This is a genomic window from Psychrobacter sp. Pi2-52 (assembly GCF_904846705.1).
In the GTDB taxonomy this organism is placed as follows: Bacteria; Pseudomonadota; Gammaproteobacteria; order Pseudomonadales; family Moraxellaceae; genus Psychrobacter.
In genome coordinates this window covers 31,915-46,715 of the sequence record NZ_CAJHBS010000015.1, presented here as the reverse complement: position 1 = coordinate 46,715, position 14,801 = coordinate 31,915, and the positions used below count along the sequence as shown (strand labels likewise).

General features: G+C 44.4%; 12 protein-coding genes. 8 read left to right on the top strand and 4 right to left on the bottom strand.

All coding sequences use genetic code 11. From position 1 onward, the window contains the following. The first annotated feature begins 249 nt into the window (after nucleotides 1-249). Nucleotides 250-3,513 carry a bifunctional proline dehydrogenase/L-glutamate gamma-semialdehyde dehydrogenase PutA gene (gene putA, locus JMY00_RS09140; protein ID WP_201579943.1) on the top strand — a complete coding sequence of 1,088 codons (3,264 nt, stop codon included), beginning with the start codon at nucleotides 250-252 and terminating at the stop codon, nucleotides 3,511-3,513. An 11-nt stretch (nucleotides 3,514-3,524) separates the two neighbouring features. Next, a complete protein-coding gene (locus JMY00_RS09135) occupies nucleotides 3,525-4,217 on the top strand; it encodes a 1-pyrroline-5-carboxylate dehydrogenase (protein ID WP_201579942.1) in 693 nt (230 codons plus the stop codon). Between the two features lie 191 nt (nucleotides 4,218-4,408). Here the strand turns inward: JMY00_RS09135 and JMY00_RS09130 are convergent, their stop codons facing one another. After that, complete coding sequence (locus tag JMY00_RS09130; RefSeq protein WP_201579941.1) at nucleotides 4,409-5,581, bottom strand: cupin domain-containing protein; 1,173 nt, start codon at nucleotides 5,579-5,581, stop codon at nucleotides 4,409-4,411. Between the two features lie 190 nt (nucleotides 5,582-5,771). On the opposite strand from JMY00_RS09130, the gene JMY00_RS09125 reads away from it, so the two are divergent. Continuing rightward, entirely contained in the window at nucleotides 5,772-5,957 is a 186-nt protein-coding gene (locus JMY00_RS09125; protein ID WP_179797309.1) for an NF038104 family lipoprotein, read from the top strand. Nucleotides 5,958-6,185: 228 nt separating this feature from the next. Here JMY00_RS09125 and purB read toward each other — a convergent pair whose 3' ends face one another. Together purB and mnmA are read right to left on the bottom strand one after the other, a co-directional pair. Then, the gene (purB, locus tag JMY00_RS09120) at nucleotides 6,186-7,577 is read right to left on the bottom strand and encodes an adenylosuccinate lyase (protein WP_201579940.1); all 1,392 of its coding nucleotides are present in this window, start codon (nucleotides 7,575-7,577) and stop codon (nucleotides 6,186-6,188) included. Between the two features lie 213 nt (nucleotides 7,578-7,790). Continuing rightward, nucleotides 7,791-9,017 carry a tRNA 2-thiouridine(34) synthase MnmA gene (gene mnmA / locus JMY00_RS09115; protein WP_201579939.1) on the bottom strand — a complete coding sequence of 409 codons (1,227 nt, stop codon included), beginning with the start codon at nucleotides 9,015-9,017 and terminating at the stop codon, nucleotides 7,791-7,793. Nucleotides 9,018-9,276: 259 nt separating this feature from the next. On the opposite strand from mnmA, the gene ispF reads away from it, so the two are divergent. The 5 genes from ispF to JMY00_RS09090 all read left to right on the top strand — a co-directional run bounded on the left by ispF (nucleotide 9,277) and on the right by JMY00_RS09090 (nucleotide 14,514). Further along, a complete protein-coding gene (ispF, locus tag JMY00_RS09110; protein ID WP_201579938.1) occupies nucleotides 9,277-9,777 on the top strand; it encodes a 2-C-methyl-D-erythritol 2,4-cyclodiphosphate synthase in 501 nt (166 codons plus the stop codon). Between the two features lie 185 nt (nucleotides 9,778-9,962). Next, nucleotides 9,963-10,313, top strand: a complete 351-nt coding sequence (gene grxD / locus JMY00_RS09105; RefSeq protein ID WP_193012410.1) for a Grx4 family monothiol glutaredoxin — start codon at nucleotides 9,963-9,965, stop codon at nucleotides 10,311-10,313. Nucleotides 10,314-10,578: 265 nt separating this feature from the next. Then, entirely contained in the window at nucleotides 10,579-11,118 is a 540-nt protein-coding gene (locus JMY00_RS09100) for a hypothetical protein (protein WP_201579937.1), read from the top strand. A gap of 302 nt (nucleotides 11,119-11,420) precedes the next feature. Further along, nucleotides 11,421-13,316 (top strand): tRNA uridine-5-carboxymethylaminomethyl(34) synthesis enzyme MnmG, encoded by a 1,896-nt coding sequence (gene mnmG, locus JMY00_RS09095; RefSeq protein ID WP_201579936.1) that lies wholly within the window; start codon nucleotides 11,421-11,423, stop codon nucleotides 13,314-13,316. Nucleotides 13,317-13,554: 238 nt separating this feature from the next. Beyond that, nucleotides 13,555-14,514, top strand: a complete 960-nt coding sequence (locus tag JMY00_RS09090; protein ID WP_101204815.1) for an AEC family transporter — start codon at nucleotides 13,555-13,557, stop codon at nucleotides 14,512-14,514. Nucleotides 14,515-14,623: 109 nt separating this feature from the next. Here the strand turns inward: JMY00_RS09090 and JMY00_RS09085 are convergent, their stop codons facing one another. Continuing rightward, nucleotides 14,624-14,788: a hypothetical protein gene (locus JMY00_RS09085; RefSeq protein ID WP_160021934.1), complete on the bottom strand. Its 165-nt coding sequence runs from the start codon at nucleotides 14,786-14,788 to the stop codon at nucleotides 14,624-14,626. Nucleotides 14,789-14,801: the final 13 nt, after the last annotated feature.

The following is a 14,801-nucleotide window of genomic DNA, read 5'->3' as shown; positions in this document are numbered from 1 at the left end:
TTAGCTTTTCGTTGTTGCCTTTGTATTGTTAACGTAGCCCGTTTAACAGTCGAACGACCTACTTAACCGTCTCCAGCCTATGCTGGATTTTTAGTTTTGTGATGGCGCCGTTTGGTCTTTTGATTATTGCTGTGAATATCCGTCAATAACCCCTATTTTTTGATAGCGGTTATGAGCAGTTATACAGGACGATCAGACTTCCTAAAGCACCATTTATTATGGTTTTTAAACGATAGTTATGGAGTTATTATGAACCCAGTAGACCAGTTTACCCCGCAAGAGCCGATCTTGTTTAATCCTGTTGATATGCTGTCGCCTGAGTATCTCGCCCAGTCAGCAGAAGCGCTAAATAAGCGTATTTCGCCGCTATATAGCGCCGATGAAGAACGTTGGTTGTCTGAGTTATTGCCACTTGCTAAACCCAGTATAGAAGAACGCGATGCTGCTGCTGAGCAAACGCGCAAACTGGTCGAGCACGTGCGTAATGATGGTAAAGCCGTCAAGATGGTTGACTCATTATTGCTGGAGTATAGCCTTGATACTCAAGAAGGTATCTTGCTAATGAGCTTGGCAGAAGCCTTGATTCGTGTGCCAGACAACTATACAGCTGATGCGTTGATTCATGACAAAATGAGTGTGGCCGACTGGAAAAAGCACATTAAAAATGACAATGGCTTTATGGTCAATGCCTCTACTTGGGGCATGATGATGACTGGTCGCGTTGTCAGTATTGATAGCAGCACCACTGCATCAGGTTTCTTGGATCGCATGACTAAGAAGATGGGTGAGCCTGTCATTCGCAGTGCGATGCAAAAAGCCATGCGTATCATGGGCCATCAGTTTGTATTGGGCGAGACCATCGAAGACGCCAATAAAAACAGCCAACCATATCGTAACAGAGGCTATACCTATTCATTTGATATGTTAGGCGAAGCGGCCATCACGCATAAAGATGCGGAAAAATACTTCAACGACTATCTACATGCGATCAGAGCTACGGCCAACGTAAAAGTCAAAGAAGGCATGCCAAAGCCGTCAGTGTCTATCAAATTATCAGCACTGCATCCTCGCTATGAAGCCACGCAAGAAGCGCAAGTAATGGGGTTATTGCGTCAGCGCTGCCTACTATTGATTGAAGCGGCACGTGAAGTCAATGTCGATATCAGTATTGATGCTGAAGAAGCAGATCGTCTTGAGATTTCTCTAAAACTGTTTGAGTCTTTGTACCGTGATAATTTAACGGCGGACTGGGATGGTTTAGGTATCGTTGTACAAGGGTACTCTAAACGCGCAATCGCTGTATTAGCATGGCTTGCTCGTTTGTCTACTGAAGTCGGTGATCGTATTCCAGTACGTCTAGTAAAAGGCGCTTACTGGGATACTGAGATCAAACTTGCTCAGCAAAAAGGTCTATCAGGCTATCCAGTTTGGACACGTAAAGAAGGTACGGATACTGCATATCTTGCTTGTGCGCGCTTCTTATTGTCAGACCATCTGCGCGGGCTAATCTGGCCACAGTTTGCCACGCATAATGCGCATACACTGTCTTCAATCATGACCATGACTGCACATAGAGATTTTGAATTCCAACGTCTGCACGGCATGGGCGATGCGCTTTATGATCATATTTTGCAAGCTTATGAGATTCCTGTACGTATCTATGCGCCAGTAGGTGCGCATAAAGACTTGCTACCGTACTTGGTACGCCGCTTGCTTGAGAACGGTGCCAACAGCTCGTTTGTTCATCAGTTGCTAGACAAATCTTACCCAATTGAAAAGCTAACGGTGCATCCATACGACAAGCTACTTGGTAATGCAACATTGCACAATCCAGACATCCCGTTACCGTTAGAGATTTACGGTGAACGCCGTGCAAGTTTTGGCCCTAATATCTTTGTAGAGTCACAATGGCTGCCGTTCAAATCAGCTATTGATAGCCATCTGCATAAGACATGGTCAGCAACCTCTATCATCAATGGTAAAGCTGTTGATACCTACGAAGTAGATGGTCAAACGAATCAGCTTGATACGCAGACTGTACTTGCGCCTTGGAACCACGAAGTTAGTGCTGGTAAAGTAACTTATGCCAACGCTGAAGTGGCTCGCCAAGCGATTGACGTTGCTGTTGCTGGTCAAGATGTATGGAAAAATGTACCAGCTGCTAAGCGTGCTGAGATATTACGTAAGATTGCTGAGCTATACGAAGAAAACTACGCTGAACTAATGGCACTATGCCAAGTTGAAGCGGGTAAAACCATGCAAGACGGTATTGATGAAATCAAAGAAGCCGTTGATTTCTGTCGTTTCTATGCTGACGAAGCAGAGCGTCTAGATGACGTCGTACATGAGTTCACAGACTTGGCTGGCAAGCAGTCTCGTCAAGTGTATAAAGCACGCGGTACTTTCGTTTGTATCAGTCCATGGAACTTCCCATTGGCTATCTATACGGGACAGATTGTAGCTGCACTTGCTGCAGGTAACACGGTAGTAGCGAAACCTGCTGAACAAACCAGTTTGGTAGCTCACTTTGGTGCACAGTTGATGTATCAAGCGGGTATACCCGCAGAAGCATTGCAATTAGTCATTGGCGCAGGCGACGTAGGTGGTGCTTTGACGGCTGCTGACAACATTGCAGGTGTGATATTTACAGGCTCTACTCAAACAGCCCAACGTATCAACCAAAGCTTAAATGACCATGCACAAACCAGTGGCGAATTGCCTGTCTTTATCGCTGAGACTGGCGGTCAAAATGCGATGATCGTTGACTCAACAGCACTGCCAGAGCAAGTCGTTAGAGATGCGGTACTATCAGCATTTGGTTCAGCAGGTCAGCGTTGTTCAGCTTGTCGCATATTGTGTGTGCAAGAAGAGATGGCAGATGATTTAATCGAGCTATTGCAAGGTAATATGGCTGAGCTGTCTGTAGGTAATCCTCTATATGCTGCGACAGATGTAGGTCCAGTGATTGATGCTGATGCTAAGCATGGTTTAGAGGCGCACATCGAACGTATGAGTGCTGAGCCGACTGCTACTATCTTGGCACAGACGCCCATGAGCTCAAGCTCAGTTGTTAGTCAAGAGAAGTCTACCTTTGTATTGCCAACCGCAATCGAAGTGAAGAGCATCGATGTGATCGGTGGTGAGCACTTTGGCCCAATTCTACACGTACTTCGTTATCAAGCACGTGATTTGAATAAGCTGATTGATGCCATTAACAACACAGGCTTTGGTTTGACGTTAGGTATCCATAGCCGTATCGAAAATACTGTTGAGCACATTGAGCGCCGTGCCTTTGTTGGTAACACTTACATCAACCGTAACCAAATCGGCGCGGTCGTAAACGTCCAACCATTCGGTGGTTGTGGTCTATCAGGTACTGGTCCTAAAGCTGGTGGCCCGCACTATGTCGCGCGTCTGATGCAACTTAGCTCAGAATCAGTTAACGCTGAACAGTCAGCTGCTCATATGACAGCGACCGAAACCCAAACTACCACTCAAACAGAACTCGCATAAGGAGTAGCAACATGGCGACTGAATTCAAAAAAAATCATGCCCAGGTTTGTGAATCTTGGCGATTACTCGGCGCAGTGAATCGCGCAACGTATCTACAAGCAGCCGTTCCAAAACTGGCATTGCTCACTGGTGATGCCAATAAAGCAAAGCGTTTATTCAACCATTTGTTGAGCGCTGCGCCTAGCTTGGATGAGATGCATCGTATGACAGGGGCAACAGGCGAGTCCAATGACTTGTATGTGACTGGTCGTGGTAAGACGATGGTCATCGGTGGCGAAACTGCTAGAGCCATGGCAGTATTAGGTCAGCTCATCGCGGCACTCCTAACAGGTAATGAAGTTATATTGCATTGCCCAAGCCAAGATGAGATGTGTAATGAAGCTGCTAAGATACTGCACGACACAGGTATCAGCGAAGATGTATTGAGTGTGGCTAACGATTCGCAAACAGTCACGCTTTTATACATCGATCGTCTAGCACAAGTGGCTGTCTCTGGTAGCCGCAGCGAAGTGCAAGTCATCAGTCAAGAGCTTGCCAATACTGACGGTATTTTGACACAGGTTATCAGTGTCACTGATATGGAAGGCTTGTCAGAAATGCTAACGCCTGATTATCTGCATCGCTTTGTCACTGAGCGAGTCAAGACTATCAATACCACAGCAATCGGTGGTAACGCGAGCTTGCTTGAGCTTGGTACAGAGTAGAGTCAATGCAGTAATTACGAATCCGCTTAGTTTTTATATCAACTTTTATAAAGGCTAAGCGGTGTTTGGTAGCGCTATAACTACCAAACCAGTGATTGCATAAGATGTATAAGAAAAAACCGCTATCTGAGTAATTATCAGATAGCGGTTTTTTTATTTATGCTGTTTAACTGAAGCCTGATGACAGGATGTTATTTAGCAATATCAACCCATACCCAACCGTTTTCTAGCCATTCGCTCAAATCATCTGCATCAACATCGGTGACGTCGCTATGCTGTAATGCTTCACCATTGGCCAAGCGTACTAGTACTGCTATCGCCGATTCATCAAGCCCATCGATGCGTTGACCATTGGCATACAGCACGGTGCCATCAGTGGTCTGGCTATAGAGTAGGCGGTTGCTATAGTCCGCCTGCAATAGCGCACCTTCAGACAAGGCTTGTACAAGCTCATCGGTGTCCAGTGTTTCCTCTGGCATCAGCGCATCGTATTGGCGCTTACTCACCACCTCAGAGACTGCTTGGCGAATCATATCATCACCGCGATCAGATTGTAGCATTTCTAGCAATTGCGCCTTGATAGCGGCAATGCTATCTGCTTGCAATTCACCTGACGCTTGTAGTGCTTGCGGTAGTAGCATCGGGATAAATAGCTTGCTGTCGTTAGTCGCAATATCGGCCACACTATCGATGATTTGCATCAGGTTTGGACGGCGGCAACCAAACGAGAAAGTCAGACAGTCATCTTGTGCCACACCGAAATGTGATAATTTAGGCGGTACATAAAGGACATCACCCGCTTCTAGTATCTCATCAAAGATCAGTTCGCCCATGTCGTCAAATAAACGCAGCGGCTCATCAGCAACAAACTCTGTCTGGTCATCACAGAATTTGCCTAGTTGCCAACGTCTAGAGCCATAGCCTTGTGCCAAAAACACATCGTAGTCGTCATAATGTTTACCGACCGAACCACCTGCTGGCGCATAAGAGACCATGATGTCATCGCGCTGCCATTGCGGAATAAAGTCAAACGCTTGCCACAACTGACCAAGCTCTGGCGACCATTGCTCAAGATTCTGTACCAATACGGTCCATTGCTCTGGTAGGTTTTCAAAATCCGTTTCATTCAGTGGGCTTTTTTTGAGTTGCCACTGTGCCCGACCTTCTTTTTTACTGGCTGCTTGAGTCAGCAATCTTGCGCTAGCATCTTCTTCAAGCGCAAGACCAATCATGTCATCTGGTTCAAACATGTCAATCAGCTGCGGCAACCCTTGCTTGATAAGTAGTGGCTTCTTTTGCCAGTATTCAGTTAGGAATTGCTCAGGCGTGATAGAGTCGGGTAAACAAAGAGGAATAGAAGTCATTGATAAATCCATATTTTGGCGGTGTACAAGATTAATAATAAGGGATGCTTTATAGGAAGGTTTTAATAGTTTAAGATTGTCATCTATTTGATGTCTATTATTTTGGTAACGTTTATATAGTACATATAAGCAATAACGATTATCAAAATAATAGCTGTCATCAGAGCATCCACTCAATCGTAGGAACGTTATGAAAAACCTGCATTTTGTTGTCATCATCGCTAGCGTGTTTTTGCTACAAGCCTGTGTCCATAAAATCGTCACAGTACCCGCTAAAATCGCTTATAAAACTACCAAAGGCGTGGTCAAAGGAACCGTCGCTGTAGGCAAAGCCATCATACCAGGCGACAGTGATGACGATGATGATAAAAAATAAAACCTTACTTATCGACTATGAGTTTTGAATCAAAAGCAATCGAATCAAAACCAATCATAGCGTTCAAAGTAAGGTTATTATTTATTCAGATAATAGCTATTAAGATAACAACTATTAAGATAACAATTGAATAAGATAAAAGTGCTAGAAAGATAGGAGCGAGTAAACAATACTATGCGCTCCTACCTTTCTAGTCCGATCTTATTATCAGTATGCTCTTATCAGTTATTAAAGCTTGGCAATCCATTCTTTAATAGCGCGTGCTTGCTCAGCGGCATTACCGATATAAGTAGCAGGCGTCAATGCACGTAGGCTTTCTTTATCCGCATCACTAACTGCCGATAGCTCATCGCTTTCGACAAACGTTAGCATGGCTTCACGAGTCATGGCATTACCACGAGTCAAAGCTTTTAGTTTCTCGTACGGATTTTCAACACGATAGCGACGCATGACTGTTTGAATTGGTTCTGCCAACACTTCTTGCGCTTGATTCAAGTCATCATTTAAACGCTGTGCATTTAGCTCAAGTTTACCCACACCTTTTAGGCAAGCATCAAACGCAATCATGCTCTGTGCTAGGCCAACACCGATGTTACGCAACACCGTTGAGTCCGATAGGTCACGCTGCATACGTGAAATTGGTAACTTCTCACCCAAATGGGCTAGCATAGCGTTGGCAACGCCTAAGTTACCTTCAGAGTTTTCAAAGTCAATTGGGTTGACTTTATGCGGCATAGTAGAAGAACCAACTTCACCGTCTTTTAGGCGTTGTTTAAAATAGCCTAAGCTAATATATTGCCAGATATCACGGTTGAAATCGATCAATATTGTATTGAAGCGTTTAACGGCATCAAACAATTCAGCGATATAGTCGTGTGGCTCAATTTGAGTCGTATAAGGGTTAAACGTTAGCTCTAGACGCTGATTGATAAACGCTTCAGCATGGCTCTGCCAGTCGACATCAGGATACGCTGAAAAATGCGCATTATAGTTACCGACTGCGCCGTTGATTTTACCTAATAGCTCTACTTGATTGATTTGCTTGATTTGACGGGCTAGGCGATAGGCTACGTTTGCCATCTCCTTACCAAGCGTCGTTGGACTGGCTGTCTGACCATGTGTACGTGATAGCATTGGCTGATCAGCGTGAGCAATAGATAAATCAACGATACTGTCAGTCACTTGCTGCATTTTGGCAACGACTAGCTCGCGGCTGTCTTTGAGCATCAATGCATACGATAGGTTATTGATATCTTCACTTGTACAAGCAAAGTGAATGAACTCAAGTGAGTCAATCAAGGCATCCTGACCACGGAACTTGTCTTTGATAAAGTACTCAACCGCTTTTACATCATGATTGGTCGTCGCTTCGATGTCTTTGATAGCTTGAGCATCTGCTTCGCTAAAATCATCAACGATTGCATTCAAAAAAGCGTTGGTCTGGTCATCAAATGCTGCTAATTCACCAATTGCGCTGTTGTCAGCCAAAGACTGCAACCAGCGAATCTCTACCGTAACGCGGGCTTTGATTAGACCAAATTCAGATAAATAAGGACGTAAGCTGTCAGCCTTTGATGCGTAACGACCATCAATTGGAGAGAGAGCGGTAAGTGGGGTCATGGTTATGCCTCAGTAGTTATGAAATAAAAAACTGCAAGAGTCTAGATAAAAAATTACCATATAAAAAACGACGTCGAAATCGTTGCGCGTAATATAGCAGAAATATGATATTAAAAAAGCGGTCTATGCAAATAAAGCGATGTTGACGATCGTTAAAATAAATCTATTCACTGCGTCAACATCTGTGCTTTAGGTTGTAGTCTTAAGAAGTAATTAAAATCCGCAAGGTGCATCAATAGATTCAATCACGCCGCCGCCCAGACATACTTCATCGATATAAAATACTGCTGACTGACCAGGGGTGACGGCGCGCTGTGGCTCATCAAATACCACGCGCACTTCGCTGCCATCAGCATTGGTCGCAAATACGCGACACGCTTGATCTGGCTGGCGATAGCGAGACTTTTCCATACAGGCTAGACCTTCGTCGCTAAACACATCCGCAGGTGGTAGACCATCAATCCAATCGAGCTTATAGGCTTTTAGCTCGTTGCTCATTAGCATCGGGTGCTCGTGCCCTTGACCAACGATTAAACGGTTTTTCTCTAAATCTTTTGCCAATACAAACCACGGTGCCTCTACACGGTCTTTAACACCGCCAATGCCGATGCCGCCGCGTTGACCCAGTGTGTAATACATGAGGCCATCATGAGTACCGATGACTTTATTATCATCAGTAAGTATCTCGCCTTTTTGAGCAGGCAGATATTGCTGTAAGAAGTCTTTAAAGCGGCGTTCACCAATAAAGCAAATACCTGTAGAGTCTTTCTTTTTAGCCGTCGCTAAGTCATGCTCTTCAGCGATCTGACGTACCACTGGCTTTTCAAGCTCACCAACTGGGAATAGCGTTTTAGCAATTTTGTCACCGCCAACCGCATGTAAGAAGTAGCTTTGGTCTTTATTATTATCAAGACCGCGTAAGAGCTGAGCAACCTCGTCACCCTCGGCATTTTTGTAATTCACACTGCGGCGCGTATAGTGACCTGTAGCGATATAATCTGCACCAAGGGTCAACGCGTAGTCCAAAAACGCCTTAAACTTGATTTCCTTGTTGCACAAGATATCGGGGTTAGGGGTGCGTCCAGCCTTGTATTCTGCCAAAAAATGCTCAAAAACACGGTCCCAATATTCCATAGCAAAGTTGGCAGTGTGTAGCTTCATACCGATTTTGTCACATACGGCTTGCGCGTCTGCTAGGTCGTCCATTGCCGTACAGTATTCAGTGCCATCGTCTTCTTCCCAGTTTTTCATAAACAGACCTTCGACCTTAAAGCCTGCTTGCTGAAGTAATACGGCTGACACAGAAGAATCAACCCCACCTGACATACCGACAATCACATGTTTGGTGCTAGGGTTTTCGACGTCGGCAAGGGTCAACGGGCGATGAGCATTGAAAGACTCAGAAATGACTGCGCTTGAGGTGTTTTGTATGGCTGACATAGAACGGCTCAACTATTTGTACACTATCCAAATGAGACATTACGCCAATAGATATGCCTTAACCACAATAGGTAGTCTGAGCATACCAGTGTCAGCTTGTCTTTTGGATCTGGTATTATGATAAAATAAACGTCATATTATACCAGTTAATTGAAACTGGTGGCGACCGATGCTATCTAGCTATTGGGAAAACCGCTTTGAAAATTCAGATAGTCATTTTGAATTATTTTAATCACGTCTAACTCATCTTGGAACAACAATGATAAAAATCGGTCAAGGTATTGATGTTCACGCGTTTCATAACAACGGTCAGCAGCAACAATACGTCGTATTAGCAGGGGTGCCCATTGAGCATTCGCACAGTTTGCTGGCACATTCTGATGGCGATGTGGTCTTGCATGCCTTGGCAGACGCGCTACTTGGTGCTTTAGCACTTGGTGATATTGGTCAGCATTTCCCTGATACAGATGCTGCCCATGCAGGCTTAGATTCACGTATTTTGCTACGCTACGTTTATAGCAAAGTGCAAGAGGCAGGTTATAGCCTAGGCAATGCTGATATCACGGTAATGTGTGAGCGTCCTAAGCTGGCACCGCACAACCAAGCGATGCGCGCTAATATTGCGAGCGACTTGCAAACGGATATCAGCAATATCAGTGTGAAAGCCACTACGACGGAAAAATTGGGATTTACCGGTCGACAAGAAGGCATCATGGCCAACGCCGTGGTATTATTGGTGCCTAATGCGGTTGGTCCATAACGTTATCGAATCTAGGAGCTGTTGAATCTAGAGCTTTTGGGTTTAGTAAACAACAACTGGCTAAAACAATATAAAAGGGCGCTTGTAATCTATAAGCAGTCACCCCATGTATCAGCCATATCTTCACATAATTATTTTTATATAAATAATCATTTTAATAAACCGCTTTATCAATAGGAGCTTTTATGAGTGAGCAAACCCCAAACACTGCTGCAAACGATGTTGAACAATTGATCCGTGATCAAATTCGTGACAATAAAGTCATTATCTACATGAAAGGCACGCCGCAATTTCCGCAGTGTGGTTTTTCTGCGCGCTCTATTGAAGTGTTGACTCAGATTGGTCGTCCATTTGCGTTCGTAAACATTTTAGAAAACCCAGAAATCCGTGCAACATTGCCGAAAGTTGCTAACTGGCCAACGTTCCCACAGTTATGGATCGATGGTGAGTTGATGGGTGGATCTGACATTATTTTGCAAATGTATCAGTCAGGCGAGCTAAAGCCATTGGTTGAAGCAAACAGCCCTGCTGCTTAATACTTGAGAGTGTTAGTTGGATATCTTTGATGTCCAATTAGCCTTTGTAAGACATGAGCATAGCAAACCCAGATAGTCATTAATGGCTATTTGGGTTTTTTTATTTTCGCTATTAATATTGTTAGTACCGTATTTATTATTGTTCCCATAGTATTTCCACGTGCCTATATCATTAGGCTTCGTTGTTTTTATAGGATTTACCCCCATATAGTGACCAAGATATCAGCGATATAAATAATAATTACTAGATGAGTAAGAGAGCTTTATGAATAACCAAACCAGCGAACAGTTAAACGAGCAAAGAGAAGCGGCTGAGCAGGCGGCCATTGGAAAGCGTCGTGAGCGTCTAAAAAACGAATCTACGCGTATCATCGAGATTGCTAGTAATGAGTCAAATTCAGCACTCAAGTGTATTCATCAGCTGAGTGTGGCAGGCGGTGCGACAGAAGCGACTTATATCGCTATCGAGCAGCGCGTCGTTGCAGATCAAGATACTGCAGGTGCCTATCATTTGGCATTATTGGCTCAAAATACCCCTGATCTACCTATTGATGCGCGTCAGCTGATCGAGTTGGTGGTTAATAAGGGTGATAACGACCAGCGCTTGGCATTGCTCAAGAATTTACCATTACCGCCAGTCGAGCTCATCAAAGAGCAGATCTTAGCAAGTGATGACGGCGATGCCATTGGACAAATGAATGCCTATTTGCAGATCAACCCAGAAGGGTATGGTAGCCACCATATGCTGTCTAGTGGTCAATCGGATCAAATAGTACCGCTAAGCCGTGGTAACGGTAATGGCTAAGATATCATCATAAACTAAAAAGCTAACCACTAAAGTGATGGTGGCTGCATTAGTAATGACGGTGTTACTGTCAACATCGTCATTACTGGCATAAATATCTTTGCGCTTAATTATAATAGTTTTTGTTCTAGCGTTTTTTAAGCGTCAAAAAATTGTTATAATGACAGGTTATCTAACCAATTATGAACGACTTATCTGAGTCGTTATCTTTTTTATAAATACGACTGACGTTTATTTGCCGACTACCATATTATTCAATGAAATGTGGTACCCGGCAGCGTTATGAGTCAAGTGAGGCAAACATGCAATACCCAAAACATTACGACGTGATAGTGATCGGCGGTGGTCATGCTGGCACAGAAGCTGCGCTGGCTGCTGCACGTATGGGCGCACAGACCTTATTGTTGACGCATAACATTGAGACACTCGGGCAGATGAGCTGTAATCCAGCAATTGGTGGTATCGGTAAATCACATCTTGTACGTGAGATTGATGCGTTAGGCGGTGCAATGGCGCTGGCGACAGACAAAGCTGGTATCCAGTTCCGCGTATTGAACAGCCGTAAAGGGGCTGCCGTTCGTGCCACTCGTGCACAAGCAGATCGTATCCTGTATAAAGCGGCTATTCGCCATACGCTAGAAAACCAGCCAAACCTAGATTTATTCCAGCAAGCCGCTGATGATATCTTGGTAGAGAATGGACGTGCGACAGCTGTTGTTACTTCTACAGGTATTGTTTTCAAGACTGAAACCGTTGTATTGACCTCAGGGACTTTTCTAGGTGGGGTCATTCATATCGGTCTAGAAAACTCAAATGGCGGCCGTGCAGGGGATCAGCCTTCTATCAAGCTTGCTGATCGTCTGCGTGAGTTAAAATTACCAGTGGGTCGTCTAAAAACAGGCACGCCAGCGCGTATTGATGCACGTAGTGTTGACTTCAGTGTGATGACCGTACAGCCTGGTGATACGCCGCTGCCAGTTATGAGCTACATGGGTGACGTCTCTATGCATCCTGAGCAAGTAAATTGTTATATAACGCATACCAATGCGCGTACACATGACATCATCCGTGAAAATTTAGATCGTTCGCCGATGTTCTCTGGCAAAATCGAAGGTGTGGGTCCACGTTATTGCCCATCTATCGAAGATAAAATCCATCGCTTTGCGGATAAAGACAGCCATCAGATTTTCATCGAGCCAGAAGGTCTGACCACACATGAGTTGTATCCAAATGGTATCTCAACCAGTTTGCCATTTGATGTGCAGTTAGACTTTATTCATAGTATGAAAGGCTTAGAAAACGCGCATATTACTCGTCCAGGTTATGCGATTGAGTATGATTACTTTGATCCACAAAACCTCAAGCCAACGCTAGAAACTAAGTCTATCGATCGTCTGTACTTTGCAGGTCAGATTAATGGTACGACAGGCTATGAAGAAGCAGGCGTACAAGGTTTGCTAGCAGGAACCAATGCGGCATTGGTGACGACCAATAACAGTGAGTTTGACATATGGACACCGCGCCGCGATGAAGCGTATCTTGGGGTGCTTGTCGATGACTTGATTACCCACGGTACTACCGAGCCGTATCGCATGTTTACAAGCCGTGCAGAATATCGTTTATTGCTGCGTGAAGACAATGCAGATCAGCGTTTGACTGAGACTGGTCGTAAGCTAGGTCTGGTAGACGATGTACGCTGGCAAGCCTATCAAGAAAAAATGGAAGCCATCGCCACAGAAACTTCACGCCTAAAAGATATGTGGGCCACGCCTGCTAATGCATTAGGTAAGCAAGTGACCGAGCAAACAGGTGAAGTGCTGTCTAAAGAGTCTACTGCCTTCGATTTGCTAAAGCGTCCGCAAATACATTTTGCTGATATCGCGGCTATCACTGACTCAACCGTTGATGCACAAGTGGGTGAGCAGATAGAGATTTCTGTCAAATATGCTGGCTATATCGACCGTCAACAAGAAGATATCGACCAAATGAAGCGACTAGAAAACACAGCGCTACCGTTAGACTTTGATTATAGTATCGTGTCAGGTCTATCGAATGAGATAGTACAGAAACTTACGCAAGTTCGTCCTGCGACGCTAGCTCAAGCGGGACGCGTAAGCGGTGTAACCCCTGCTGCTATTCAGTTGTTGGCGATGACGGTTAAAAAGCATAAAAAAGCAAAAGCGGCATTGGACTCATAACAGCTATGCAATAAAGCCTTTTATAATAAAGCACTTATAGTATAAAAGCCCGTAATGACATTTCGTTACGGGCTTTTGTTTGTCAAAAAAACGTTCGATTTTAAAAGAAAGTCACATGTAACCTTGTCCTACTTGCTACTTTGTCTCTATACTAGGTCAGTAAATTTTCTTACTACTTGTTAATTTGTATCGCTGATGTCCATATATTGATGGGCTTGTCACCGAACTGAGTCTACTTATGATTGATGCTATTGTTTTTGCTATTACCATTGTCTTACCCAACCTTGCCTTAATGTGGTTGGGTTTTTTTATGCAACGACGCGGTGAGGCAAGCCAAACTTTTATCGATCAGGCATCAAGTTTTGTCTTTAATTATTGCTTGCCGTGTTTATTGTTTTTTAGCGTGGTCGATAGCGACGTCGATTATGGTAAGCAAATTACGCTTATCCTGGTTGGTATCTTGGTGACGTTTATATTATTTATTGGCGCAGAGTTTTATGCCAAACGCTTCGTCAAGCGTCCTGAGGACCAAGGTGTGTTTGTACAAGGCGTATTCCGTAGCAACATGGCCATCATTGGCCTTGCAACCGTGGCCAACGCTTACGGCGCACAAGGATTAAGTATCGGTGCTGTCTATATGGGCGTGGTGACGATACTATTTAATATCTTAGCGGTTATTACCTTGAGCCGCGTATCCAAAAGCGTGGATGACACATGGATTAGTCGCGGTACAATGATTGTGAAAAAGTTACTGACCAATCCTCTAATTTTGGCATTGGTTGGCGCATTCGTCTACAAAGCATTGCCGTTACCACCGCTTACTGGGGTGATTCATACGACTGGCGACTTATTAGCAGCGGTGGCTCTGCCGTTAGCACTGATCTGTGCGGGTGCTAGTATTAACCTAAAGTCTATGTTGCATCCTTCGGGCTTATCCATGCAGGCGAGTATTGGGCGAATTGTCATTGCACCATTGATTGCGATCGCTGTTGGGCTCGGATTTGGACTATCAGGCGTGCATATGGGTGTGTTATTCTTGATGGTCGCATCGCCCACAGCTGCAGCCAGCTATGTCATGGCAAAAGCAATGGGTGGCAATGACGTATTAGCGGCTAATATTTTGGCATTTACTACCGTCGTCGGTATGTTTGGTATGGCGATTGGGGCAGCGACGTTACGTGCCCTTGGATTAATGTAATACAGATTTTATACTATCTTTAAATAAGCAAGTACTTTCGCCTTATCTAATTTTGACAGCATTAAAAAAGCCCTCTTTTCAAATAAGGAAAGAGGGCTTTTTTATTAATCTAGCGTTCACTATTACGCTTGTCTTCACGGCGCTGCTTACGCTTTGGGCTAGTACGATAGGTCAAATAACCACCGATAGCCATAACTGCAAGAAAGGCGATGATATACATAAATATTGATGAGCCAATCATGAGCGATGCACCGATAATGGGAGTTGCTTCCATGTCAAAAATCCAG

Bases quoted from the DNA above. Each gene is read 5' to 3' on its own strand.
- grxD (WP_193012410.1), top strand. From the start codon at position 9,963: ATGAGTGAGCAAACCCCAAACACTGCTGCAAACGATGTTGAACAATTG.
- mnmA (WP_201579939.1), bottom strand. From the start codon at position 9,017: ATGTCAGCCATACAAAACACCTCAAGCGCAGTCATTTCTGAGTCTTTC.
- JMY00_RS09085 (WP_160021934.1), bottom strand. From the start codon at position 14,788: ATGGAAGCAACTCCCATTATCGGTGCATCGCTCATGATTGGCTCATCA.
- JMY00_RS09100 (WP_201579937.1), top strand. From the start codon at position 10,579: ATGAATAACCAAACCAGCGAACAGTTAAACGAGCAAAGAGAAGCGGCT.
- mnmG (WP_201579936.1), top strand. From the start codon at position 11,421: ATGCAATACCCAAAACATTACGACGTGATAGTGATCGGCGGTGGTCAT.
- JMY00_RS09130 (WP_201579941.1), bottom strand. From the start codon at position 5,581: ATGACTTCTATTCCTCTTTGTTTACCCGACTCTATCACGCCTGAGCAA.
- purB (WP_201579940.1), bottom strand. From the start codon at position 7,577: ATGACCCCACTTACCGCTCTCTCTCCAATTGATGGTCGTTACGCATCA.
- JMY00_RS09125 (WP_179797309.1), top strand. From the start codon at position 5,772: ATGAAAAACCTGCATTTTGTTGTCATCATCGCTAGCGTGTTTTTGCTA.
- JMY00_RS09135 (WP_201579942.1), top strand. From the start codon at position 3,525: ATGGCGACTGAATTCAAAAAAAATCATGCCCAGGTTTGTGAATCTTGG.
- ispF (WP_201579938.1), top strand. From the start codon at position 9,277: ATGATAAAAATCGGTCAAGGTATTGATGTTCACGCGTTTCATAACAAC.
- JMY00_RS09090 (WP_101204815.1), top strand. From the start codon at position 13,555: ATGATTGATGCTATTGTTTTTGCTATTACCATTGTCTTACCCAACCTT.
- putA (WP_201579943.1), top strand. From the start codon at position 250: ATGAACCCAGTAGACCAGTTTACCCCGCAAGAGCCGATCTTGTTTAAT.